This window comes from Spirosoma utsteinense (assembly GCF_014282275.1).
GTDB lineage: Bacteria > Bacteroidota > Bacteroidia > Cytophagales > Spirosomataceae > Spirosoma > Spirosoma utsteinense.
In genome coordinates this window covers 248,815-273,687 of the sequence record NZ_VFIA01000005.1, presented here as the reverse complement: position 1 = coordinate 273,687, position 24,873 = coordinate 248,815, and the positions used below count along the sequence as shown (strand labels likewise).

At 53.3% G+C, this 24,873-nt stretch carries 16 protein-coding genes; 6 read left to right on the top strand and 10 right to left on the bottom strand.

Translation table 11 applies throughout. From position 1 onward, the window contains the following. Positions 1 to 214: 214 nt before the first annotated feature. The gene (locus FH603_RS06065; RefSeq protein WP_186736561.1) at positions 215 to 598 is read left to right on the top strand and encodes a PI-PLC domain-containing protein; all 384 of its coding nucleotides are present in this window, start codon (positions 215 to 217) and stop codon (positions 596 to 598) included. Between the two features lie 4 nt (positions 599 to 602). Here FH603_RS06065 and FH603_RS06060 read toward each other — a convergent pair whose 3' ends face one another. After that, on the bottom strand, positions 603 to 1,598 hold the full coding sequence (locus FH603_RS06060; RefSeq protein ID WP_186736577.1) for a patatin-like phospholipase family protein: 996 nt from the start codon (positions 1,596 to 1,598) through the stop codon (positions 603 to 605). A 252-nt stretch (positions 1,599 to 1,850) separates the two neighbouring features. On the opposite strand from FH603_RS06060, the gene FH603_RS06055 reads away from it, so the two are divergent. Beyond that, positions 1,851 to 2,825, top strand: a complete 975-nt coding sequence (locus FH603_RS06055; protein WP_186736576.1) for a polyprenyl synthetase family protein — start codon at positions 1,851 to 1,853, stop codon at positions 2,823 to 2,825. 35 nt (positions 2,826 to 2,860) lie between these two features. On the opposite strand, the gene FH603_RS06050 is transcribed toward FH603_RS06055, so the two are convergent. Continuing rightward, the gene (locus tag FH603_RS06050; protein WP_186736560.1) at positions 2,861 to 3,652 is read right to left on the bottom strand and encodes a sterol desaturase family protein; all 792 of its coding nucleotides are present in this window, start codon (positions 3,650 to 3,652) and stop codon (positions 2,861 to 2,863) included. 216 nt (positions 3,653 to 3,868) lie between these two features. Here FH603_RS06050 and pafA point away from each other — a divergent pair, with 216 nt between their 5' ends. Next, a complete protein-coding gene (gene pafA, locus FH603_RS06045; protein WP_186736559.1) occupies positions 3,869 to 5,524 on the top strand; it encodes an alkaline phosphatase PafA in 1,656 nt (551 codons plus the stop codon). Between the two features lie 59 nt (positions 5,525 to 5,583). Here the strand turns inward: pafA and FH603_RS06040 are convergent, their stop codons facing one another. Further along, positions 5,584 to 6,360, bottom strand: a complete 777-nt coding sequence (locus FH603_RS06040) for a biotin--[acetyl-CoA-carboxylase] ligase (protein WP_186736558.1) — start codon at positions 6,358 to 6,360, stop codon at positions 5,584 to 5,586. A gap of 111 nt (positions 6,361 to 6,471) precedes the next feature. On the opposite strand from FH603_RS06040, the gene rsfS reads away from it, so the two are divergent. Continuing rightward, positions 6,472 to 6,870 carry a ribosome silencing factor gene (rsfS, locus tag FH603_RS06035; protein WP_186736557.1) on the top strand — a complete coding sequence of 133 codons (399 nt, stop codon included), beginning with the start codon at positions 6,472 to 6,474 and terminating at the stop codon, positions 6,868 to 6,870. A 125-nt stretch (positions 6,871 to 6,995) separates the two neighbouring features. Continuing rightward, entirely contained in the window at positions 6,996 to 9,014 is a 2,019-nt protein-coding gene (gene ftsH, locus FH603_RS06030) for an ATP-dependent zinc metalloprotease FtsH (RefSeq protein WP_186736556.1), read from the top strand. Positions 9,015 to 9,092: 78 nt separating this feature from the next. On the opposite strand, the gene FH603_RS06025 is transcribed toward ftsH, so the two are convergent. From FH603_RS06025 to FH603_RS06010, 4 genes are all read right to left on the bottom strand, one after another. Further along, positions 9,093 to 9,584, bottom strand: coding sequence for a metallophosphoesterase family protein (locus FH603_RS06025; RefSeq protein WP_186736555.1), 492 nt, complete (start codon positions 9,582 to 9,584; stop codon positions 9,093 to 9,095). 99 nt (positions 9,585 to 9,683) lie between these two features. Beyond that, the gene (locus tag FH603_RS06020; protein WP_186736554.1) at positions 9,684 to 11,375 is read right to left on the bottom strand and encodes a fatty acid--CoA ligase; all 1,692 of its coding nucleotides are present in this window, start codon (positions 11,373 to 11,375) and stop codon (positions 9,684 to 9,686) included. Between the two features lie 274 nt (positions 11,376 to 11,649). Further along, positions 11,650 to 15,504, bottom strand: a complete 3,855-nt coding sequence (locus FH603_RS06015) for a hydantoinase B/oxoprolinase family protein (RefSeq protein WP_186736553.1) — start codon at positions 15,502 to 15,504, stop codon at positions 11,650 to 11,652. 65 nt (positions 15,505 to 15,569) lie between these two features. Continuing rightward, complete coding sequence (locus FH603_RS06010; protein WP_186736552.1) at positions 15,570 to 16,322, bottom strand: DeoR/GlpR family DNA-binding transcription regulator; 753 nt, start codon at positions 16,320 to 16,322, stop codon at positions 15,570 to 15,572. A gap of 53 nt (positions 16,323 to 16,375) precedes the next feature. Here FH603_RS06010 and FH603_RS06005 point away from each other — a divergent pair, with 53 nt between their 5' ends. Then, positions 16,376 to 16,978, top strand: a complete 603-nt coding sequence (locus FH603_RS06005) for an NUDIX domain-containing protein (protein ID WP_186736551.1) — start codon at positions 16,376 to 16,378, stop codon at positions 16,976 to 16,978. 55 nt (positions 16,979 to 17,033) lie between these two features. On the opposite strand, the gene FH603_RS06000 is transcribed toward FH603_RS06005, so the two are convergent. The 3 genes from FH603_RS06000 to FH603_RS05990 form a co-directional block, all read right to left on the bottom strand. After that, positions 17,034 to 19,559 carry a PIG-L family deacetylase gene (locus FH603_RS06000; protein ID WP_186736550.1) on the bottom strand — a complete coding sequence of 842 codons (2,526 nt, stop codon included), beginning with the start codon at positions 19,557 to 19,559 and terminating at the stop codon, positions 17,034 to 17,036. Positions 19,560 to 19,680: 121 nt separating this feature from the next. After that, entirely contained in the window at positions 19,681 to 21,111 is a 1,431-nt protein-coding gene (locus FH603_RS05995) for a SusD/RagB family nutrient-binding outer membrane lipoprotein (RefSeq protein ID WP_186736549.1), read from the bottom strand. A 31-nt stretch (positions 21,112 to 21,142) separates the two neighbouring features. After that, complete coding sequence (locus tag FH603_RS05990; protein WP_235985393.1) at positions 21,143 to 24,430, bottom strand: SusC/RagA family TonB-linked outer membrane protein; 3,288 nt, start codon at positions 24,428 to 24,430, stop codon at positions 21,143 to 21,145. Between the last annotated feature and the right edge of the window lie 443 nt (positions 24,431 to 24,873).

Here is a 24,873-nt window from a genome sequence, read left to right as displayed (position 1 = left end):
ACTTGCCATTGAGAGTCCGTTAGTGCTTGAAACGATTCGTTCATGATCTTGGAGCTTGGTAACTACAAGATAAGACGGACTCTCATTTTTAGACTATCCAAAACATACTCTAACAGACCAACCTGTTCAATCCTTTGATGAGATCCTACGCTGGAATAAAAACCGGTTCGTATTGGCATTGGATGTGAAGCCCGGGACCGACCTTGTGCAGGTCATGCGGACGGTAATAAAACACAAGGCCGAAAACAGCGTTTTTGTGATTTGCTACTCGATGGCCGATGCCCAGCGGATGCGCACGCACTTCCCTACATTGTGGTTAGCTGTGGGCATCAACGGCATAGATGACCTGGACCGTCTTGAAAGTAACCCTTCTCCAACTTCGCGCTTGATTGCGCTAACGCCACAAAAGCCTCAGACAGCGCTCTTTTATGAGCGCCTGCATAAGCAGGGCATTCCGTGCTCGATAGGTACCTACGGGGTTGGCCAACTAGACGAGAAGCCATTGCCTGAAGCGGCTTCTGGCTATCAAATGCTCTTCAGGCAGGGAGCTGATATTCTGACTACTGACCGGCCAAATCCGGTAGCGACGCTATTTTGATGATTTACGGTAATACCGCCGACTCGCCATCAGCCTGCCGCTTTGCAACAATGTCGACCCCGGCCTGATATCCCTGCACGATCACGCGGCTTATATCGTCGGAGGTGAACCGCATCAGGTTTAAGGAGAGCGGCTCAACGGGGCGGATAATCGTTAAGTGAAGATTCCGGCCATGCAGGTGTTCCCGTTCGGCGAAACGCTCGGCCCAGGCAATGTCGTTATTGACGAGTTGATTGACGGTGATGTCCTTGACCCGGTCCATCAGGTTAAGGATATTGCGGTAGTTGAATTTTTCATTATAGATTCGCTTGGCATGGCAGGCGACACAGGCTATCTCGCTGGCTCCGTCTTCGATAGCCACCCGAAGTGGGGCTACTTCCCGCAGCCCACCGTCCAGAAACGCCCGGCGATGGTCGCCCCCGATCTGAATGGCAGGCATCAGGAAGGGAAGAGAACTGCTGGCATATATGTAATCCAGGAAATTCGGGTCGGTGGCGTCGGCATACCGCATATCACCCTCGATGATATCGACCGCACCGACTTTAAGCGTGACAGGGCCGGTTTTCAGGGCTTCCAGGTCAATGTTCTGACGAATCAGGTTCTGGATAGGGGAGTTGTCGAGCAGGCCGTCGAACCGGCGGATGAGCGTGTTGTATCCCAACCGAAAGCGCGACCGGATAACGGCTACATCGTCGGGTTTGGTAATATTCCTGATCCAGAATTCAATGAGGTATTTACCCACCTTTACCCAGTCGACATGGCCTGTCTGGGCCTGCTGCCGGGCCGCTTCGTTGGCCAGAAAGGTTGCGTTTAAACTGCCAACCGAAATGCCATACAGTTGATCGGGTACAAAGCCTGATTCAAACAGCGCCATGACGGCCCCAACCTGGAAAGCTCCTTTTAGAGAACCACCACCCAGTACAAGCGCCTTTTTAGGAGGCTGCGTTTCGGGAGCCACATCGGCCAGGTGGGGGAGAGGGGGCGTTGGATTGTTGACCATACAGGATTTCTGGAGCAATGGATGTGGGGGTAAATTGAGCTTTTTTTACATAGCAACCAAAATGAATACGACCAGATGTTCTATATAACAGTATCAGTTTTCTAACGGCCTTTTTCGGCGTCTGCGCTTTCCTTACTATACTTGCCGTGAATTACAGTATGCCTTTATCGCAGCCTGTGCCCAATGGCAATGAACAGTTAGTGAATACACCCTGTTCATTATATACTGCCTACCACGATTCACCCCTGAATGATGTCCCTGACTGTTGCCGATATACAAGCTCCGATTGCTGCCGAAATGGATTTGTTTGAGCAGAAATTTCGGGGTTTGATGAAGAGCGACGTTATGCTGCTCGACCAGATCATGAACTACATCGTGAAACGGAAGGGCAAGCAACTCCGGCCGATGTTTGTTTTTCTGACAGCAGGCGTCTGTGGACAGATCAATGAGTCTACCTACCGGGGAGCATCCCTTATCGAGCTACTCCATACCGCCACCCTCGTTCATGACGACGTGGTCGATGATTCAAACTACCGGCGGGGCTTCTTCTCCATCAATGCCTTATGGAAAAACAAAGTTGCCGTACTGGTAGGCGATTACCTGCTGTCGCGGGGGTTGCTGCTATCGGTCGACAATGGCGATTTCGAACTCCTTAAGATCGTATCGACAGCCGTACGCGAGTTGAGCGAAGGGGAACTGCTTCAGATCGAGAAAGCGCGTCGTTTAGATATTACCGAGGCCGTTTATTACGAGATCATTCGCCAGAAAACCGCGTCGCTCATCGCGTCCTGCTGTGCGGTAGGGGCCCGGTCGGCGGGGGTCAACGAAGAGACCGTCGCACAGGCTCATGCGTTCGGTGAGAAAGTGGGCATTGCGTTTCAGATCAAAGATGACCTGTTCGATTATGGCACGGCCGAAATCGGGAAGCCGCTGGGTATCGATATCAAGGAAAAAAAGATGACGCTTCCCCTGATTTACGCACTCAACAGAGCCGCTTTTCTGGAAAAGCGCCGGATTATCAACATTGTCAAGAATGAGAGCGAAAATCCTAAAAAAGTAGCGGAGGTGATCGCCTTCGTTAAAAACTCGGGTGGTATAGACTACGCTACCGAGGTTATGAACCGCTACGTTGCCGAAGCGCAAACGTTGCTCAATCAATTTCCTGACTCCCCTTATCGCCAGTCGCTGCATCAGCTGGTGCAATACACCATCGATCGGAGCAAGTAAGAGAATAAGGAATGATATGCCTTTCGGGCTCATCCTCATTCCTCATTTTTCATTCTTTTACCCGTTTTCTCGCCGAATAGCCGGTGAAAATCGGGGCTTTCGGTTTTCATCCATTTATCCCAGAAGGTGAAGTACAACCCGTAGTTGAACCGGAACTGGGTATGATGCAGGCTATGGTGGGTAGCACCAATAAGCCATCGACCCAGCCAGTGCCGGTTGAAATCGCGGGGATAGATTTCCGTATTCAGGTGATTGATAGCACTCGACACCGTCATGATAAGAAGGATCAGCCCCACTGCCGAGAAATGTAACGGAATAACAAAGGTCAGCGCCGGGATGACGATAGCCTGTAAGGTACTCTCGATAGGGTGGAACGAAAAAGACGTCCAGGGGGAGGTAGTGATACTGTCGTGGTGGGTCTGGTGAACCCGCTTGTATACACCCGGCCGGTGCATCCAGCGATGAAGCCAGTAGTAGTATGTTTCGTGAATAAATAACACAAGGGCAATGCTGACAGGATACCATACCAATGGATATGCCTGCCAATCGGTATATATCTGTGTATAGCCAGCCTGGTGAGCTGCCAGAATGGCAACTGCAATGCCGGTAAAAATGAATGAAGTAAGCAACGACCAGCCAATCTCCCGCCGGTCCTGCCCTGGCTTACGAGGGCGTGTCTGCACGGCCCGGTGCGCAAACTGGGTCTTCATCGAAACTTTAAACAACCACCAGAAGCTCCACGAGAACAGGACGTATCGGCCAAAAATGGCCGCAAACAGAATCAAAGCCGTAAGCAGGTAAGATGCCGGGCTGGTAAGTGAAATCATGAGACGATTGAATTGCATCACACACGGCCGTTGGAGCCGCCCTAGAATGAACGCAATAGGTAGACCAATGTTAAAAAAAACTACTTATAATCCTCCCCAAAGCAAGGAAACGGACAGGAACAGTTTCATAAACCGTTCATATCCCCGATAGGTCGGCCTGCCAATTTGTTTATACCTTTGCCGAAACTGAGTTTCATTCTATCAAATACCGGCTCCATGCGCCTTATTTCCTCTTGTTTTCTGATACTGGTGACAGCAGTATCCACGTTTGCTCAACCCAAAAATACACGTGTCCCCAAGCCGGCTACACCCCTGAACAGACCAAAGCTCGTTGTCGGTATTGTTGTCGACCAGATGCGCTATGATTACCTGTATCGGTATTACGATAAATTTACACCCAACGGATTTCGTCGGCTGATGGACGGTGGCTTCAACGCCCGCAATAACCATTACCATTATGCCGCTACGTACACGGGACCTGGCCATGCCGCTATCTATACGGGTTCGGCACCTGCGCTGAATGGCATTGTCGGGAATGATTTCTACGACCGGACCATTGGCCGGATGATGTACTGCGCCGAGGATACAACAGTTAGTACACTGGGCAATACGGGCAGTGCAGGTAAAATGTCGCCCCGCAATATGCTCGTCACGACCATCGGCGATCAGCTTAAACTGGCTACCGACGGCCGGTCCAAAGTTGTTGGTATCGCGCTGAAAGACAGGGGCGCTATTCTGCCCGCAGGTCATGCCGCCAACGGCGCTTACTGGTTCGATTCGAAAGACGGTAATTTTATCAGTAGCACCTTCTATGGCAAAGAGCTGCCAGCCTGGGTGCAGGCGTTCAACGCCCGCAAACTGCCCGAGCAGTTTTTAACGCAGAAATGGGAGCCTCTGTTACCCATGAACCAGTATACCGAGAGCACCAGCGATGACGAAGTATATGAGGGAACGCTGACGGGGGAGGCAAAGCCCGTTTTTCCCCACGAGTTTGTCGTTCAGGCGGGCAGTGCCAAATACGAAGTGCTACGCACCAGCCCCTACGGCGACCAGATCACTAAAGAGTTTGCGCTGGCTGCTCTGAAAGGCGAAAAACTGGGTCAGGGCAGCGTGACCGATATGCTTTGTGTGAGTTTCTCCTCACCCGACTACATTGGCCATACGTTTGGTACGCATGCCATCGAAACCGAAGACAACTACATTCGGCTGGACCGGCAGTTGGCCGACCTGTTCGCGCAACTGGATGCCACGGTTGGTAAAGGACAATGGCTGGCCTTTATGTCGGCCGACCACGGTGCCGCAGACGTTCCGGGCTTCTCGCAGCAATACCGGATTCCCGCTGGTGTCAAAAGCTACGGCGAGGTGAACGATGCCGTGAAAGCGTCGCTCGAAAAAGCCTACGGGCCGGGGCAATGGGTGCTGGCTTATTTCAACCAGGAAGTATACCTCAACCACGATCTGCTGGCCGAAAAGAAGATTGCTATGGTCGACGCGTACGATGTGGTCAAACGGGCGTTGTTAAAGCAGCGGGGTGTGGTCAATGTATTGAACCTACACAATCTGAATGCAGATGCATTGCCCGAAGCGCAGGCCGATCTTTTCCGTAACGTCTATTTTCCCAACCGGAGCGGAGACATCTACGTGCTGCAACAGGCAGGCTGGTTTGAAGGGCGTAGCAAAGGGACGACACACGGTACCAGTTATGCGTATGATACACATGTCCCGTTCCTGCTTTACGGTTGGGGCGTCAAACCTGGACAGACCTTCCGCCGAACGCATATCTACGATATTGCCCCCACCATCACGGCGCTCCTGGGCATCCTCGAACCCAGCGGCTGCATAGGTGATCCGCTGGGCGAAGCGATAAAATGAATGATGAATGATGAATGATGAATGATGAATGATGAGTGATGAGCCTTGTGGTGCGTTCATCATTCATCATTCATCAATATAAACGCTACTTCCTTGAAGTTAAAATACCGCACTCCATCGCCACGCTGGATGGCAAGTCGCCCCATGGGGTCTATACCCACAATTTTTCCTGTAAATAAACGGTCTTCGCTTTTGAAGTGATGAACTTCCTGATAGCGGTAAAGAAGCTGTAAGTAGCTTGATTCCAACTCTTTGCGCTGCCCGGATCGTAATTGCAGATAGCGCTGCTCGATATGCTCGCAACAGGCGCTAAGCAGGCCGGGCAGGTCATAGCCGTTTGGTAACGGGGTCTGCTGTTGGATCGATGTTGCGGTAGGGTGCGCAAACTCGACCTGATTCACATTAAGGCCCATCCCCACTACCGACCAGGCAATGTGATAGCTGTGCAGGGTGTTTTCGATCAGGATACCCCCCAGTTTCTGATCGCCAGCATAAATATCGTTAGGCCATTTGATGCGCAGCGCTTCCCCGATCAACGGTTTGAGCGTATCGGTAATGCCGAGTGAGATAGCCATATTCAGCCAGAACTGGTCGGATGCTGGTAAGAATACGGGTTTGAGGATCAGGGAAAAGGTTAGATTTTGACCCGCCTGAGCCAGCCAGATGTTGCCGCGCTGTCCCCGACCCGCCGTTTGATTGTCAGTTACGACAATTGTCCCCTCAGCAGGCTCGCTTTGCGCAATCAGATCGGACGCTTCGTCGTTAGTTGACTGACAGCTTGGCAGGTATTTTATTATTTGCCCGGCAAAAAGAGTTTTGGGATAGATTTTGTACAAAATATTGTATAGTTTAGTAGTAGGATGTTAATACATGGTGCTGCCGACGAGTAGCGTTGGCCAGGCAAAGTACCCGCTGTTTAATGGATCGTGCCACGTTAAATAAAACGCATGAGAATCAGCAAAAATAGTGAATTCACCGCCGAACAGATTCGTGATTTCGTAGTCCGGGGGATGCAGGAGAAGAAAGCGCAGGACATTGTAGTGATGGACCTTCGTCGTGTTAAAAACGCCATCTGCGATTATTTCGTTTTGTGTTCGGGTAACTCCGACACGCAGATTGACGCTATCTCTTCCTCAGTTGAGGAAGAAGTATATAAAGCAAGTAGGCAGGACCCCTGGCATCGGGAAGGTAAAACGAACCGGGAATGGATTCTGCTCGATTATGTAGACGTTGTCGTCCACGTTTTCAAAAAAGAACGCCGGTCTTTCTACGACCTCGAACAGCTTTGGGGCGATGCCGAGATTCACTACATTGAAGAAGGTACACTTGTGCCTGTTAATCAATAAATTCAAAGGTGGTCATTTGGGCCGTTTATCGACCCGGGTGACCGCCTGTCCGAACCGTTTCGTTGTAGAAACATTCGTTTGAAAAACTGTGTTACCCTTGATATCCGTTTGTACAACCTGAGGAAATGTCAGATAACAATAATAGAAATCCGTTAGTACCCCGGGGCGGCCCACGTAAGCCTAATTTCCAGGGCTGGATCGTCGCTCTACTCATTGCCGCCATCCTTGGCATCACATTTTTCAACAAAAGCTCAGCTACCCGTGAAATCTCACAAAAGCGTTTCGAGCGGATGATGAAAGATCGTGAAGTGTCTGAGGTGGTTGTCGTCAATGACCGCGTCGCTGAGATAACGCTTACCCAACAGGCGGCTCAAAGCACGAAATATCGCAACCTGTTTGCCGATAAACCTTACTTCGGTACCAGTCATGGTCCGCATTTCCAGTTTAACATTGCCTCCAGCGACTCGTTTAAAAAGGATCTTGATACCATCCAGCAGGGCATACCTGACAACGAAAAGATCGATTACCGGTTTGAACAGCGCAGTGATTTCGGCAACATTATCAGCACGTGGGGTTTCCTGATCGTTATGCTGCTGGCTATGTATTTCCTGCTTGGGCGGATGTCCGGCGCAGGAGGGCCAGGTGGGCAGATCTTCAACATCGGCAAGTCAAAAGCGGCTCTTTTCGATGCGGATAGCAAGGTGAAGATCACGTTCAACGACGTAGCTGGCCTTGACGAAGCCAAAGAAGAGATTAAGGAGATTGTCGACTACCTCAAGAATCCAACCAAGTTCACCAAACTGGGTGCTAAAATCCCTAAAGGTGCGCTGCTGATTGGCCCTCCGGGTACTGGTAAAACCTTGCTGGCGAAAGCTGTTGCGGGCGAAGCAGGCGTTCCGTTCTTCTCGCTGTCGGGTTCCGACTTTGTGGAGATGTTCGTAGGCGTAGGCGCAGCCCGTGTACGTGACCTGTTCAAACAGGCCAAGGAAAAAGCACCTTGTATTATCTTCATCGATGAGATTGACGCTGTTGGTCGTTCGAGGGGACGGGGTTCCATGCCCGGTGCCAATGACGAGCGCGAAAACACATTGAACTCGCTGCTGGTAGAGATGGATGGTTTTGCTACCGACTCCGGTATCATTATCCTGGCTGCTACCAACCGCCCCGACGTGCTGGACCCTGCCCTGCAGCGCCCTGGCCGTTTCGACCGTCAGATCAGCATTGATAAGCCGGACGTAGTCGGTCGTGAAGCGATCTTTAAAGTCCACCTGAAGCCGATCAAACTGTCGACCGACGTTGATCCAAAGCAGTTAGCTGCTCAAACACCGGGCTTTGCCGGTGCCGAGATTGCTAACGTCTGTAATGAAGCCGCCCTGATTGCCGCTCGTAGCGACAAAGAGTCGGTGGATATGAAAGACTTTCAGGATGCTATGGACCGCGTCATTGGTGGTCTGGAGAAGAAGAACAAGCTCATTTCGCCCGAAGAAAAAGAAATCGTTGCCTACCACGAAGCTGGACACGCGGTTGCGGGCTGGTTCCTGGAATTTGCTGATCCGCTCGTTAAAGTGTCGATCGTACCGCGTGGTGTAGCTGCTTTGGGCTATGCGCAGTACCTTCCACGTGAACAGTATCTATATCGCACCGAGCAGCTGATGGACGAAATGTGCATGGCTCTGGGTGGCCGCGCTGCTGAGGATATCATCTTCGGTAAAGTGTCGACTGGTGCGTTGAGCGATCTGGAGCGTATTACCAAGCTAGCCTATAGCATGGTAACCATGTACGGTATGAATGATGTGATCGGAAACGTGTCGTTCTACGATTCGAAGCAGTCTGATTACAACTTCAACAAACCGTATTCGGAAGAAACAGCCAAGCACATCGACCAGGAGGTTCGCAAGATCGTTGATGTAGCTTACGTTCGCACCAAAGGGATGCTGGTTGAGCATCGCGACGCGCTGGAGATCCTGGCAAAAGAACTGCTGGAGAAAGAAATCCTGTACCAAAACGACCTGGTTCGTCTGATTGGCAAACGTCCATTCGAGCGTGAAACAGTCTACCAGGCTTACAAAAACAGCGAAGAGGTTAAGGAAGAGATCGGTAAGGAGTCCAAGCCTTCCGAGATTGAGCCATCCCTGCCTTTATAAGCTGGATGCATATATATAGAGAAGGGCTTCCTACATAGGAAGCCCTTTTTTTATGGATGAACGAACCTAGGAAGATGGTCATTTCTTGCCCAGCTCGATCGCCTGCATATCCAGAATTTTTCCGGCATCGAGCGAGAACCGTACTACCGTTCGCATAACGTGGAAGCCTGTTTTGCCAGCCGCACCGGGGTTCACAAAGAGCAGGTTCTGTAGGGTTGGATCGCGGGTAACCTTGAGGATATGTGAGTGCCCGCAGATGAACAGGTTAGGCGGGTTACCCTTCAATTCGGGTCGGACGGTTGGGTTATACCGGGGCGGAGTACCGCCAATGTGCGTCATCCACACATCGACGCCTTCTAGCTGGAAACGCTCGTTCAGCGGCAGGTCGCTGGCTTCCCGATCGATGTTGCCGCACACGATCCGTAGGGGACGAAACGCTTTCAATTGCTCCATCACGGCCAGGTTACCTACGTCGCCCGCGTGCCAGATTTCATCGCAGGTATCGAAATGGGTAAAAATCTGGGGATCCAGGTAGGAGTGGGTATCGGAGAGAAGGCCAATTCGGGTCATGATAGAGTAACCGCCAGAAACGAAGAAAGGCACCGAAAACGCAGCGAAAAGTTACGCCTTGTTGCCTATGCCTTCCTACGCTGACAGGTATAAGTTTAATTAAGCGTTAACGGCTCCCAGGATCTGCTCCTTCATTTCGGAGCGGATGCGTTTCTTGTCGATTTTGCCAACGCTCGTCTTGGGAATCTCGGAGACAAATAAAATCCGGTCGGGAACGTACCACTTGTGAAGGTCGCCCCGATCCACTTTCGTTTGGAGTTCTGTTTTTATACCGTCGGCGGTAAGTTCATAACCCGGCTTCTGCACGATCAGGGCGTGTGGCCGTTCACCCCAGCGTTCGTCCGGCAGGCCAACAACCGCCGATTCGGCTACGCCTTCCAGCTGTGAGAGCGCATCTTCCATATCGAGCGATGATACCCACTCGCCCCCGGTCTTGATAACATCTTTGGTACGGTCAGAAATCAGTACCCAGTTGTCGGGCGTGATGCTAGCCACGTCGCCTGTATGCAGCCAGCCGCCCTTCCAGAGGTCAGCACCCCGCTCGGGGTCTTCGTAGTATCCCTGCGTGAGCCACGGACCACGGGCTACTATTTCCCCCAGCGCATGCCCGTCGTGGGGCGCAAACGTACCATCGTCGTTCATCAGGCGCATCTCAATAAAGGGCGCTATCCGACCGGCACGGGTTCTAAACTCGATCTGGTCATCGATCGGCAGATCGCGTTCCAGATCGTTGAGGTAGGTCAGGGACATAATCGGGGCGGTTTCCGACATGCCGTATCCCTGGTACACTTGTATACCCAGATCGAGCGCACCTTTGGCCAGACCTTTGGTCAGCGCCGAACCACCAATGATCACTTTCCATTTGCTTAGCTGGGCTTTAAATTTCTGAGCAGCCGGGCTGTTGACGAGCATGTTCAGGATCGTCGGTACACAGTGCGAGAAGGTAACGCCTTCCTGAAGAAGTAGCTTCAGAACCAGTTCCGGGTCATAACGGCCTGCGTAGACCTGTTTGGCCGAAAGCATAGTTGCCAGGAAGGGAAACCCCCAGGCATGGACGTGGAACATGGGCGTAATAGGCATGTACACGTCCGTCATGGCTGAGAACGGTACGGCCTGGTAACCGCAGACGTACGAGGCCAGCCCCATGGTGTGCATGAACAATTGCCGGTGCGAGAAATAAACGCCCTTTGGGTTTCCCGTTGTGCCGGTTGTGTAAAACGTGGTTGCCCAGGTGTTTTCGTCAAAATCCGGAAACTCATACTCCGCTGATGTCCCTTTGAGCAAGGCTTCGTACTCACCCGAAAAACCAGCAGGAACCTCACCGATAGCGTTGAGATCGACGTAAACTTTATCCGAGATAAGCACATACTTGTCTACCGTAGTGATCTGGTCTTTAATCGCCGTCAGTATGGGCAGAAAGTCGTCATGGATCAGGATGACCTTGTCCTGCGCATGATTCACCGTATACAGAATTTGCGCGGGCGACAGCCGGATGTTGACCGTATGCAGAACGGCTCCCATGCTGGTTACGGCAAAGAAGCATTCGAGGTAGCGATGACTGTCCCAGTCGAACATCGCGACCGTATCACCCGGTTGAACACCCAGCCCCGTCAGGACGTTGGCTAGTTGCCGAACCCGCTGGTTGAACGTAACGTAGTTCATCCGAAACAAATCGCGGTATACAATCTCGCGTTGTGGCTCGTACCTAAGCGACTGAGCCAGCATATTTTTGATGAGCATCGGCGGCTCATGGGCTTCGGCTGTGCGGGGAATCAGCTTGGTCTGGATCATGCAGGGAATAGTTTGGGTAACAAGACTACATTATTTTCTCTAAATTATACAACGATCCGTATAGCCCTATTTGTTGCGCCAACTGCCTATAACTGTTGAATCTAGTTAGAATTTTAGGTCGGGCAAATGCCCCCGTCAGGTAACAGGGCTACTGTATCCTGGACGGCCACGTCCGGGCGTGAACAGGAATAGCTTTACCCGAATATTAATTCTGTTTAGAATACGGCCAGCTTTATGCTATCAGTAACCCAAAACAGGTTCAATGGTGAAGCATTTATTCGCCCGTTAGTTTTCCGACGCCCCCGCCCCCCGGCGTCTTGATCCGGATTCGTTCGCCAGCGGCCATCGCCCGCGTGAATATGCCGGGTACCGTTTCTTCTGTCCTATCCACATGGATGAGCGTTTGCTGACCAACCGCTCCTGGTTCTCCGTCATGAAGGCCATAAGGCGCTACCCGCCGATGCTGGCTCAGGAGGGTAGCCTGTACGGGGGCTAGAAATTCAATCTCCCGGATGATGCCATTCCCGCCCTGCCATTGGCCCGCCCCGCCCGAACCCGTCCGAATGGCAAACTGATGCAGCCGAACGGGATAACGCCGTTCCAGTTCCTCAGGATCGGTGAGTTTTGTGTTGGTCATGTGCTGATGCACGGCCGATCGCCCATTCGCTCCATTCGTTGCGCCCGCGCCCCCGCCAATGGTTTCGTAGTACCCGAATTGCCCATTGCCGAACAGGAAGTTGTTCATGGTTCCCTGACTGCAGGCCGACAACTGTAACGCTTTCAGTAACGTATCGACCAGCCGCTGGCTCACTTCGGTATTACCACCTACCACGGCCGGGCATTGCTCCGGCATGTCAGGAAAGACGGGGTTCAGGAAGGACGACTCGGGAAGGATAAAGGCAACGGGAGCCATCAGACCCTCATTCAGCGGAATATCGTTGGCGCACCATAGCCGCAGCACGTAGAGCACCGCACTGTGAAGGATGGATACGTTCGCGTTCAGGTTGTTGGGATGGACGCCCGACGTGCCGGTAAAATCGAATGTAATCTGCCTGTTTGCAACCGTCATGGCAACCCGGATGGTATGCCCATCGTCGAGCGCTTCACCGGCCGTAAAGGTCTGTCCGTTGAGCGGGGCCAGTACCGCTGTAATGGCGTCGGTAGCCGACTGCTGAAGACGGGTCATATACTGATGGACCGTAGCCAGCCCGTACTGCCGGGCGAGCGTTTGCAGAGCCGTTTCGCCCGCCCGTAACGAAGCCAGTGCCGCTTCAATGTCGGCGCGGTTTTCGGCCAGGGCGCGGGTCGGGTAGGGGGTATCCGTAAAGCGGGACGACAAACCGTCGACTGCACCGTCAGCCCCGCTTTCCCACAGGAACACGCCCCCCTTCACCACGTATTGCGGTTCCAGCACGACGCCTTCTTCCACGAGTGAGGTTGCATCCGGTGGCATGGAGCCGGGGACTTTCCCGCCAATCTCGGCGTGGTGCGCCCGGTTGATGACGTAGCCGATCAGCTGCGGTTCGTTATCATCGGTGAAAACGCCCTGCAAAAGCGTTACGTCGGGCAGGTGGGAACCCCCGAATTTGGGGTGGTTGGTAATCAGTACATCGCCGGGGCCTAGGGGTAACTGGGCCAGGCAAAGCCGCGCACAAACGCCCAGGCTACCGAGGTGCACCGGGATATGGGGCGCATTGGCTACCAGTTGGGCGTTGGCATCGAGCAGCGCGCAGGAGAAGTCAAGCCGCTCTTTTACGTTCGTAGAAAAAGCCGTTCGTTGCAGCTGAGCACCCATTTCCTCCGCAATAGCCCGGAAACGCTGCGTGAACAGTTCAAGCTGGACGACCTCGGTTTGTTTTGTTTGGTCCGGTGTCTCTACATCGGCAATGTAATCCAGTACGGCGTCCCGGCTGTTTTGCACAACGAGCCGCCAGCCGGGCTCGACAAAAGCGGAGGAGGTGGTGTTGAGCAGCAAGGCCGGTCCCCGAAACGTGTCGCCCTCCTGCAATTTCGTCCAGTCGTAAGCCGGGTAAGCGTCCGTTTCGAAGGCCGGTACCGCATGCCGATGGCTCGAAGGCGGGCTACTGGCGGTGGAATCGGGGGCAATCGTGCTGGCAATAACCCGGATACTTTCGACTTCGATTGGTCGACCGACGGGGTAATGGCCGTACAACTGCTGGTATTTCTCTTCAAACAAGGCACTGGCCTGGCTGGTCGCAGTGGCCGGAACGACGACCTCAATCGTTGCTTCCTGCCCTTGCAGGCGCATGTGCAACATCACCGACTTAACGGCCAGTTCGGTAGTTGCGCCGACGTCCTGACTGAGTTCGGCCATAGCCTGCTGACTTAACTCGCTGATCTCCCTGCTCAGCAGTTGCTCGACCTCGTCCAGAGGACGTAATACCGACCGGGCGACTATTCGCTCGATCTGGGCCTGGCCAATGCCATAGGCGCTTAACAGACCTCCATCGAACGGTAACAGGATCTGTTCCATGCCCAGAAGCCGGGCAATCGCGCAGCCGTGTAAACCGCCCGCCCCGCCAAAGACCAGCAAGCTATAAACTTTGGGATCGAACCCACGGGCAACGGATATTTTGCGAATGGCCCCGGCCATGGTTTCATTCGCAATATGCTCGAAGCCGCGCAACAGTTCGATGGCGTCGGGAGCAGTCCCGGTTTTACCGGTAATCTGCTGAATGACGGTTTGTAATGCTTCTTCAGCTCGTTCAGCAAACACCGGAATCCCGAATTGCCTGGGGTGGAGTTTACCCAGCAGCAGGTTAACATCAGTGATCGTGAGCGGACCACCCGCTCCGTAGCAGGCCGGGCCGGGATTGGCACCGGCGCTTTGCGGACCTACCCGCAGTTGCCCGAATGTCGATCCGCTCCCCTCGAACCAGCAAACCGATCCGCCACCAGCCGCTACAGTTTCGATGGCCAGCGAGGGTAACTGTAGGTCGAACGGGCCGATTTTCGTGGAGAAACGGTAATCAGGCGTACCCTGAATTCGCGCCACATCGGTACTGGTGCCGCCCATGTCGAGGGTCAATGTACCGTCGGTCTGGTAGCCACTGGTGTGCAGTTGGGAGCCGATGGTGGCTGCGCCGATAACACCCCCCGCCGGACCGCTGAGCAAGCTGTCTTTGGGCCGGAACAAATCAGCCCGAACCAGCCCCCCCGTACTGGTCATAATACGCACGGACTGTTTGCGTCCTGATGTAAGCCCGGTCGTTGTGCCGCTCAGCTGCGTTTGTACGTTTGTTAGATACGACCGTAGTACCGGTGTCAGATAGGCGTCGACGACGGTGGTTTGGGTGCGGGAAACGTAGCCCGGTGCCGTTGATACCGACGTTGAAAGCGTTACCAGTGGAAAGCCAGCCCGGGTGAGTGCATCGTATAGCTGGTTTTCGTGATCCGGGTTTCGGTAGGCGTTGAGCAGCGAAATAGCAACGGCATCAGGCTTGAGTTGCCGAAGCTGCTGGATTAGATCGGTAATAATTGTTTCCGTCAGGGGCACTATAAGTTGTCCGTCGGCGGCCATGCGCGCATCTACTTCCAGCACCCGATCATGCAGGCGTTCGGCGGGTGGAATGGCTAGTTCAAACAGATTGGGCCGCTGCTGGGTGCCAATGTCGAGCAGGTCTTTGAATCCTTTCGTTACGACCAGCGCTACCCGACCGCCTTTCCGTTCGAGTAGGGCGTTGGTACCTTTCGTTGTGCCCAATCGCATCTCCAGCGCCGGAAACGACTCGTTCAATGGTGTCTGCGTGAGTAAACGGGTCGCCAGCACCGGCGCTTCCTCATCCGTAAACAGCTCGACCGTCCGTAACGCGGACATCCGGTCCGCATTAGCAACAGCATTGGCCGACAGGATGTCCGCGTTACGCAAAACCAGCGATCCATCGAGTTTCAACGAGACAACGGTGGTTGTTTCGCCCGTTTCGACGATGCGCAGTTGATAGCCGTCGAAGATGGGGGCAGAAAGCCAGGGAGCAATGAGTTTAGTATCAACCAACTGCCCCCGTAGCCGACTGCTGCTGAGAACTTTTGTACGGTGTAGATTCCCGGCGGGGTCGCGGGCCAGACCGTCGGTAAACGTACCGCCGGTATCAATCCAGATGTGCCACATGGGGCAAAAATAGCGTGTGAGGGCGGGTTCTCAAGCCTGAAGTACGGCCTACGCACAATGCTTGTTCAGTTCAGGATGGTTACGCCAGCCTGTTTATAGGCGGCTACCGTCTCGTCGGGTGCTTCTGCATCGGTGATCAATACATCAAACAGACTCAACGGGGCGAATTGAAGATATTTGTCGGTTTCCAGCTTGGATGAATCACACAACAGGTAAGTCATTTGGGACTGCCGTGCCATCATCATCGCCGTGCCGGCTTCGCGTTCGCCGTTGGCACTCAAACCATTTTTGAGCGATATACCGTCTACCCCAATGAACGCCCGGTTGGCGCGGTAACGGGCCATGTGCTCTTCGGCAATGAGTCCATGGATGGCCTGCCGCTCTTTGTCGACTTCGCCCCCCACCAGATTCACGGTTACTTCTGATGATAGCAGTTCAGCCACTACGGGCAGGGAGTTTGTCACAACGGTAATGCGCTTGTGGCGAATAAAGGGGCACAGTCGGAACACGGTACTGCCGCAGTCCATGAAAATGATGTCGCCTTCCTGGATTTCGGCGGCTGCCAGTTGGCATATGTAATCTTTCCGTTCTGGATTTACAGCGGTTTTATTCGCGAATCGGTGTGAATCAGTCGCCAGGCTTACCGTCATGGCCCCGCCCCGGGTTCGATAAATGAGCCCTGATGCAGCCAGTTGCACCAAGTCCCGCCGGATCGTCATCGCTGACGTTTGTAGCAAATCGGCCAATTCCTGTACATCGGCTGAACCCCGTTCATCGACCGTTTGCAAAATAAGTCGCTTCCGATGTTGAAAATTCATAGTGATTGTGTTCTTTTGAACAAAAATAAACAATATCAATCAAAATCAAACATATGGATAGTGAACGAATACGCATAACCGAAGAGAAGTTGCTTTCTGACAACTGGTACGTGCTCAAGCGCTACACATTCAATTATCTCGGCAAAAACGGACAATGGACAACGCAGCAGCGCGAGGCCTACGATCGGGGAAACGGGGCTACGATTCTACTACATAACCCGGAGACGGATACGGTTATTCTGACCCGGCAGTTTCGCTTGCCCACGTTTGTCAACGGTAACAGTAACGGTGGCCCTTCGTCGGGCATGCTGATCGAAGCGTGCGCGGGCCTGCTCGACAACGACGACCCGCAAACGGCCATTCTCCGCGAGACGGAGGAAGAAACCGGCTACCGGATTCAATCGGTCGAGAAGATTATGGAAGCGTATATGAGTCCGGGCTCTGTCACCGAGAAGCTTTTCTTTTACATCGCTGAATACACAGCCGACACCGAACGAAATACCGGGGGTGGTATCGATGAGGAAGAGATTGATATTCTGGAATTACCCTTCAGCGAGGCACTCGCCATGATGCAACGGGGAGAGATCATGGACGGCAAAACGATCATGCTCCTCCAGCACCTACGCCTGAAGCAGTTAACCCAAACGATTGGGTAAAAGAGTGTAGGATTGAAGTCGGGTTCTAAGCCCGACTTCAATCCTACTATCACTCCTACGGTTTACCCGCTGAGATCATGTTGGCGAAGAGCCGGTAGGCACCGGGCACACCGGCGGGTAATTCGCGGAAGAAAACCAGTCCGGTATACATGAAATGCCCTTTGCCGTATTTAGCGTAGATCAGGCTACCCTGCTTGGGCGCTTCGTTCTGGTCGTTGGCCGAGAAAACGGGTTCGTATTCCTTCGCCCAGTCCTGCGCGAAATAGATGCCGCGCTCCTGAATCCAGCCGCTGAAATCGGCGTCAGTGATTTTGTTGGGTGTATTCAATAACGGATGCTGGGGATTCACAAACGTCATTTTTGCATCCTCTTCCGTTACCCGTTCCCGACTGATGGCGAATGGGTAAGGACCAAGGGGTGGGAGAGGTGGCTCGGTGCGTAGGAACGAACTGTTCGGCGTAACATATTGCACAATCATAGTGCCTCCGTTCTTAACGTATTCCATCAGCTTAGGCTGATAGCGGGCGAGGCTGGCGTCCGTATTGTAGGCCCGAACGCCCGTGATAATGGCGTCGTAGGCAGACAGGTTGCCGTTCAACTCCGCCGGGCCAAGCACCGTCACGCGGCACCCCATTTGCTGTAAGGCCGCCGGAATCTCGTCGCCCGCACCAACGATGTAACCAATGTTTTTGGCCGTTACCTTCACATCCAGCTTTACAAGTTTAGCCTCGGCGGCCGGGAAAAGCGTCTGGGTTGGAATGTGTTTGTACGCTACGTAACGCAGGCCGCTGGTGAACGTGCCACCATTAGTGGTCATAACAGCCTGTAACTTGCCATTGGTCGCTTTTGCCGTGGGCGACACCGAGAAAGAGATGCGTTGTTCGTCGCCTTTGCCCTTTAGTGAGAACGGCAGTGACGCAGGCTCAACGCGCCACCCGTCGGGTACATTGAGCGTCAGCGTACCGCTCACATCAGCACGACCGGCTTTCAGCACCACTTCGGCGGTTTTTGCAACGGCGGGGGCACCCGAGAACGTGAACACGCGCTCGGTGAGGTTGGCCGTTACGTCGGGCTGAACGATGAACGGACGGTAGATTTCGCCGTCGACGGGGTCGGTCGATTTGTAGACGACGGGCCGGGAAAAGGTAAACCGCTGTCCGTCGATTTCAAACGTGTAACTCGCCGACAGCGCCGGTGGATTCTCGGGCAGGCCAATCAACTGTTGGTCGTCGACCTGAAAAACGCCCTTGACGATCGGCTTTTCAAGCCAGTACGGCTGCGAGATCTTCTGGCTTTTCGGAATCGTTACCGATGTTGCGTACTGGATAACGTCATTTGGTTTGAGCGTTACGTTCATCGTCGTGTCTTTCCCCGCCGAATAGCGAACCCCTACCAATTTAACGGGCACATCGGTACGACCGGTGATATTGGTGGTTAGTTTGATCGTTTCGCCGGGTGTGGCCGCGTAATCGACCGGATTGGTTTCGAACCACAGGCCCAAACACTGCTGAAGCAGATTCTGTACCTCCTGCCGCTTGGCCCGTACGTAATTGTTGGTCGTATCCAGTTTGTTGAGGGCGCCGTAGAGCTGCACCAGCGCGGGCACTGAAGCGGCCGGGCGATCGGCTTTGTAACCGGCAATAAGCTGCGTTACCATCCCCTGCACGCCTTCGCTGCGGGCCACGCGTTTCCACGTTAAATCGATACCATCGAAAGGGTCTTTCTCCATCGGGTCACCGTTCTTCAGCAACAGGTAATCGACCTTGGCACCCCGGCTGGCGGGTACGCCAAATCCCTGGCTCTTGTGCTGGCTACGGCTTTCCGATGCAATTTCGCCGTAGGAACGACCCAGCATCGGGTTGAACAGGCCCGTTTCGATCCCGATGAGGTTACCGGCTTCTTCCGGTTTTTTGTTGCTCAGAAACTGACCGGGAATGAACATGTTCCACATCACACGCTTGGCCTGCCAGGGTTTGACGAACGCCAGTTGCTCGGGAAACTTAGTTGGATCACCGGAAATCTTGAACGCTTCCTCCGCCAGAAATCCCGAGGCACTGTGGTGTCCGTGACCTGCCCGGGCGTCGGGTGGAAAGCGGGTGATGATAATGTCGGGCTGGTGCTTGCGAATCATCCAGACGACATCGGCGAGCACTTTGTCCTGTCCCCAGGTCCGCACGGCCTCGTCGGTCGATTTGGAGAACCCGAAGTCATAAGCCCGGCTGAAATACTGGTCGGGACCGTCGACCCGCCGGGCGGCCAGCAGTTCCTGCGTTCGGATCACGCCAATGTTTTCGCCCTGTTCCGGACCAATCAGGTTCTGACCACCGTCGCCCCTCGTAAGCGAAAGATAAGCCGTACGAACCAGCCGGTCTTTGGCCATGTAGGCCAGGAACAGCGTGTTTTCATCATCGGGGTGGGCCGCCACGTACAGCACCGAGCCGAGAACGTTGAGCTTGTGGAGGTTCGATAGAATTTCGCCGGGTGGGGTAGGTTTGATAGGTCCGTAGGGAACCTGAGCGAACGTAACAAAAGTGAACAGGCTGCCAAAGAGCAGGATGGGGACTATTTTTCTAAGAAACACAGGCGAGAGGCAGATTATTGGGGAACCCGACAAATTTACGATTTATGTTCAAGGTAAAAAGAAGAAAAGGCTACCTAAAAAAGAGGTAGCCTTTTAACCGATTTACGAATATCTAAACGTGTTATTGAAAAATCGGTACTTTCTGAAATTGGTTTGGAAGTGGTTTGGGCACATTCGGGTTTGTATTGACTTCACCCTGCGGATAAATGAAGCGTTCGGGTTTCTGATTACCGGTATACAAGGGAATTGGTAACTGAACCACGGGCGTTGCTTTCTCCAGCCGCCGAACATCATTGTACGCTTCGTATTGCATCAGAAAGAAGGTATAGCGCTGAACCACAATTTCATACAGCAGAGCCAGTTGGGTAGTGGCCGCTTTGGTCGGGTTGGCCAGACCAGCAGGGCTGAAGTCACTTAGCTCATAGGCATCATATTGGCGACCGGCTACGGGGAGCGTTTTGCCATTCAGCGTACCCCCGGCCAGCCCGGCCCGAACCAGATTGAGCGCTGCCAGTGCCTTCCCCATATCGCCCAGGCGAGCCTGCGCTTCAGCAATGATCAACTGGTTTTCGTAATAGGTAATAATAGGATGGGGCGCATTGGACGTGAACGCACCATCGACTACGTTAGGATCCAGGGTGCCGGATGATACCACACCTACCTTGAAATAGTGGTTATAGAGGGCCGTCTCGTCGGTCTTTGTATTGGCCGATTTGATGCGTGACTGCATCAGCAGGGGCAGGTAAGCGCCATCGAAACCCGTATCGCCGGGGCGGTTGACCCGAAAGAAGTCATAGTTCTGGTTGTAATCGATACCCTGGCTGGCCCCGTGGGGCGAGAGGGCATCAGCTGCCGGACTACTAATGCCCGATGCCGCACTTTCAACGGCTTTGGCGTAGTTGCCCATGTGCAGATATAACCGGGCTTTCAGCGTGTAGGCAGCCGCTTTCCATTTCGCAACGTTACCCCCGTAGATGAAATCCTGGTCTATAAACGCCAACCCACTCGTTGCCGACAGGTTTTGGATGGCGTTGTCCAACGTGGTTTGTAGGGCTGCATATACATCGGCCTGCTTGTCGAACACGGGTGTGGGGTATTTCACGTCGTCGAATGCCTGGCTATAGGGTACGTCGCCATAGAGAGCCGTTGCCTTGGCAATGACCAGCGCTTCCAGCACCTGCCCAACACCCTTTGTCCACTTATCACCGACGGCATCGGCCTTGGATTGGATGAGCCGTGCCTGGCTGGCTACCGGATAAAGGGGACTCCACGAGAAATTCTGGGCCGATACAATGTACTGGGCGTAGCCCTGGTGCTGGCGGCTCAGGCCGTTCAGCTGCCCCGCCCAGATCGCGCTAATGCGGACGTCGGTATCCTCGTGCAGAATCGTTACGCCAACCAGCGTACCCGACAGTAGAGTGGGGATGCTCACGTCGGTAACGGCATTGGGATTGCTCTGGATGTTTGGCTCGTTGAACAGTTCACTGCAACTGCTGAGGAGGGTAACGGCTACCAGCAGGGTGGCAATTTTATAGGAGAATGATTTTTTCATAGTTCAGATAAGTTTGTGGCCCAAAGCAGGTTTAGTACGTAATTCTCAATGAGAACAGCAGCGATTTCGTGTTTGGGTTGGTGAACCAGTCCTGACCGCGGGATAAACCAGCGCCGGTGATATTTACTTCAGGGTCGGTGCCGGTGTACTTGGTCCATAAGAGGATGTTACGTCCGGTGAGGCTGAAGTCGACGTTCGATAGGTGGGTAATCCGGCGGAAGCCCTCGCTGCGCAGGCTGTAGGTCAGCGTGATCTCCCGCAGGCGGGTAGCACTACCGTCTTCGATAAACTGCTTGTAAGAAGCCGAGTTGAACGACGTTCCCCGACCCTGGTACCAGGCCTGGTTGAGTGCTACGGGACCCGCGCCGAAGTCCTTGATCTGACCCTGGAAGGCCGTGCCGGCGGCTATTGTCTTGCCCGTTACGTCTTTGATGCCGCCTGCGGGAGCAATGGCTGTGCCGCCCTGATCGGCGTGAACACCAAAGCTGTACAGCGCGCCACGGGTGCCGTTATAAAAGTCGTTGCCAGCTACCCGGTCGAACAGTACGGCGAGCGAAAGTCCTTTATAGGAGAACGTGCTGCCCAGGCCGCCCCGCCACGTTGGATTGGGGTCGCCAATGATCTCATTCCCCGTTCCGCCTTGTGGAAAACCGTTGGCGTCGAGTTGATACTTACCCGACTCATCCTTCAGAAAATCGGTCGAGTAAAAGATACCGAAGGGCTGACCTTCGATCAGCGACGCATTTTGCTGGTAACTATCGGGTAGGGTTTGGGCTGCTGCGCCTGCCAGTGAGACCACTTTATTCCGGTTGAGGGAGAAGTTAGCCGACAAATTCCACTTGAAATAGCCAAGGGTCAGGACATCGGCACCGGCTTCGAACTCAAGTCCTTTGTTCGAGAGTTTGGCCGCATTGACATTCCGCACGGTATAGCCCGTTTCGTTGGGTACGTTCAGCGAAAGAATAACATCGTCGGTCGAGTTGTCGTAGGCCGTAGCCGAGAAGTTGACGCGGTTATTGAAGAAGCGCAGGTCGACCCCAATCTCGGTTTCTGTTTTCCGTTCCGGCCGCAGGAAGTCGTTCCCCGCCGTAGTGCTGCGCACGTAACCGCCACCATAAAGCGCGCTGGCCGATTTCAGACCACCAGCGTAGGAATCGCCATACGAAGCGGGCGAAAAAGTGGTGAAGTTCTGGTAAGGCTGCGGCTGGATACCCACCTGGCCCCAGGTCAGGCGTAGTTTACCGAAGCTAAGTACCGGATTGTCTTGCAGCCCCTTCAACTTTGTAAACTGCCACGCCAGGGCAGCTGAGGGGAAGAAGAAGCTACTGTTGGTTTTCGAGCCGAACGTTGACGCGCTTTCGGTACGGCCGGTCAGCGTCAGAAAGAGCATGTCATAGGCCTGTACTTCGGCCTGCCCGTAATAGGCATACGTACGGATGAGCGAATTGTAGTTGCTGATCGAACTGTTCGAGTTGAGCGCGTTGGTCAGGATATCAGGCGCGTTGGGAACGATGAGATTGGTGATCTGATCGCTGATATATTCCTTCCGTCGGCTGTTGTAGTTCACGCCAACCAGTACCGAGCCGCTGAAGTTATTGCTGAAGGTGTGGTTTGCATTGGCGAAAACATCGGTATTGAACTGCTTCTCCGTGATCCAGTTTTTGGACAGCAGTCCCGTTCCATATGAGCCGGAGTTACGGGCAAAGCGTTCGAGTCGGTAGTCAGTAAAGTTATCGAGACCCGTACGGGCGGTGATGCTCAGCCACGACGTTGGTGTAATACCTAACTCCGCCGTGCCCGTAATGCGGTCGACGTCGGTCGTGTTCCGGTTGTTGTTAATGTTCCAGATCGGGTTTGCATAGATCGTGTTCTGGTCGACACCGAGTGGATTCCGGAATGAAACGTGGGCATCGTTGAAGGTCTGCCCCGTTTTATTGGTATAGATACCGGTGTAGTAGTCATTGTTGAAATCGCCCGGCGTCCGGAAACCACCCAGGATGATACCGTCGAGGTTATCGCCCTGCTGCACCCGCGACGAGTAACTTTTGGTGTACCCTACGTTGGCCGATGCCCGGAACCACTCCGTAAACTGGCTTGCCGCGTTGAACCGGACCGTGTTACGCTGATACGTACTGAACTGTTTGACAACGCCGTCCTGGTTCAGGTTAGAATAACTGAGCAGGAAGTTGCTACGGGCATTGCCACCGCTGAAGTTGATACTGTTGTCGGTGAAGTGACCCGTCTGGAATACGTCTTTGGTGTGGTCATAGGTGTCCTGCGCGTTCTTGCCGCCATGCGGGTTAGCCGCCGTGCCGGGGGCTATAGCGTAGCGTTTGGTACCGTCGGGAAAGGTGACGAAACCCTGGTAGCCAGCCGCTGCGGGGTCGGTGATGTAGGCATCTGCCCCGCCCGCCCGGCCTGAAATCAGATCGCCGAACGTGTTCCGGCTTCCCTGCTGGTAAAGACCACCCGTTCCCTGGCCGTAGTTGGTTTGCAGTTTGTGGTTTTTGTTGACTTCATCGAAAGAGACCGTCGATTTAAATGTGATGTTCACCTTGCCTTTGGTATCCTTTCCTTTCTTGGTGGTGATCACGATAACCCCGTTGGCCGCCCGGGTACCCCATAACGCAGCCGCCGAAGCACCTTTCAATACTTCCATACTCTCGATATCATCGGGGTTGATATCGTTAACGCGTGATTGCTGAACGATACTGTTACCCGCAGCAGCGCCATTATTATCGCTGGAGTTGCTGATGGGGATACCGTCGACAATAAATAGTGGCTGGGCGTTACCATTGATGGTGTTCTGCCCGCGGATCTGAATGTAGGCCCCCGCGCCGGGATCGCCCCCGTTCCGGGTGATGACAACCCCCGAGGCTTTACCGCTCAAACCGGTCAGCAGGCTGGTTTCTCCCGAGCGGGCAATATTTTTACCGCTTACGGTCGAAACCGATGAAGCGAATTTATCCCGTTCTTCTTTGAGACCCAAGGCCGTAATGATTACTTCGCTTAACTGTTTGGTGTCCGTTTTAAGGATGACATTGATGGTTGTTTTGCCACCAATAGCTTCTTCGATGGTTTGCATGCCTACTGCTGAGATGACCAGTGTCGTACCCGATGCCGGCACATTCAGGCTGTATTCGCCTTTTACATCGGTGACGGTACCAATGGTAGTCCCCTTCACGACAATTGTAGCACCGGCAAATCCGTCCGTTGCTTCATCAGCCGTGACTGTGCCGGTTATTCTGCGGCCCTGTGCCCAGGCACACGAGCAACTTAAGCCAATAAAGAGCAGGCTTGTGAGTAACGATTTCATCATAGTTCAGGTATTTGGTATGATCAGTAATTGTATACTTTTTATTCTATTAAAGGCTTAATTTTCGCAATAATATTTTGTATTAGGCTATTAAAATAAAATTAAATTTTGATAATATGATGAAATTGAGAATTAATTATATTGAATAAATCTGATGTGTCTATTCCGTCTCGATTTATTGATACTCATGCGTATAAATAACTAAATATTAATTAGTATAAGATTGATAATCAAAGCTATATGCTTTAATAGATGCTATAGAAATTTACCGTTTTTTTAAGTAATACAGAAGGACAGGAAACCCACCTAGTATCTCCTGAACCTGTTCCGGCACGGCGCTAACGTGCAAGGGACAGGAAGCGGGGTGACTTTAACGAATGGAGTTCTTTATTCGTGGTTTGGCTAAGGGAAAGACCCGGCACCTTCTAACTGGTGCACTGGCGGCT

What these genes read in the sequence shown, in the direction of transcription:
- FH603_RS06065 (WP_186736561.1), top strand. Translation starts at nt 215, where the DNA reads ATGCGGACGGTAATAAAACACAAGGCCGAAAACAGCGTTTTTGTGATT.
- FH603_RS06060 (WP_186736577.1), bottom strand. Translation starts at nt 1,598, where the DNA reads ATGGTCAACAATCCAACGCCCCCTCTCCCCCACCTGGCCGATGTGGCT.
- FH603_RS06055 (WP_186736576.1), top strand. Translation starts at nt 1,851, where the DNA reads ATGTCCCTGACTGTTGCCGATATACAAGCTCCGATTGCTGCCGAAATG.
- FH603_RS06050 (WP_186736560.1), bottom strand. Translation starts at nt 3,652, where the DNA reads ATGATTTCACTTACCAGCCCGGCATCTTACCTGCTTACGGCTTTGATT.
- pafA (WP_186736559.1), top strand. Translation starts at nt 3,869, where the DNA reads ATGCGCCTTATTTCCTCTTGTTTTCTGATACTGGTGACAGCAGTATCC.
- rsfS (WP_186736557.1), top strand. Translation starts at nt 6,472, where the DNA reads ATGAGAATCAGCAAAAATAGTGAATTCACCGCCGAACAGATTCGTGAT.
- ftsH (WP_186736556.1), top strand. Translation starts at nt 6,996, where the DNA reads ATGTCAGATAACAATAATAGAAATCCGTTAGTACCCCGGGGCGGCCCA.
- FH603_RS06025 (WP_186736555.1), bottom strand. Translation starts at nt 9,584, where the DNA reads ATGACCCGAATTGGCCTTCTCTCCGATACCCACTCCTACCTGGATCCC.
- FH603_RS06020 (WP_186736554.1), bottom strand. Translation starts at nt 11,375, where the DNA reads ATGATCCAGACCAAGCTGATTCCCCGCACAGCCGAAGCCCATGAGCCG.
- FH603_RS06015 (WP_186736553.1), bottom strand. Translation starts at nt 15,504, where the DNA reads ATGTGGCACATCTGGATTGATACCGGCGGTACGTTTACCGACGGTCTG.
- FH603_RS06010 (WP_186736552.1), bottom strand. Translation starts at nt 16,322, where the DNA reads ATGAATTTTCAACATCGGAAGCGACTTATTTTGCAAACGGTCGATGAA.
- FH603_RS06005 (WP_186736551.1), top strand. Translation starts at nt 16,376, where the DNA reads ATGGATAGTGAACGAATACGCATAACCGAAGAGAAGTTGCTTTCTGAC.
- FH603_RS05995 (WP_186736549.1), bottom strand. Translation starts at nt 21,111, where the DNA reads ATGAAAAAATCATTCTCCTATAAAATTGCCACCCTGCTGGTAGCCGTT.
- FH603_RS05990 (WP_235985393.1), bottom strand. Translation starts at nt 24,430, where the DNA reads ATGATGAAATCGTTACTCACAAGCCTGCTCTTTATTGGCTTAAGTTGC.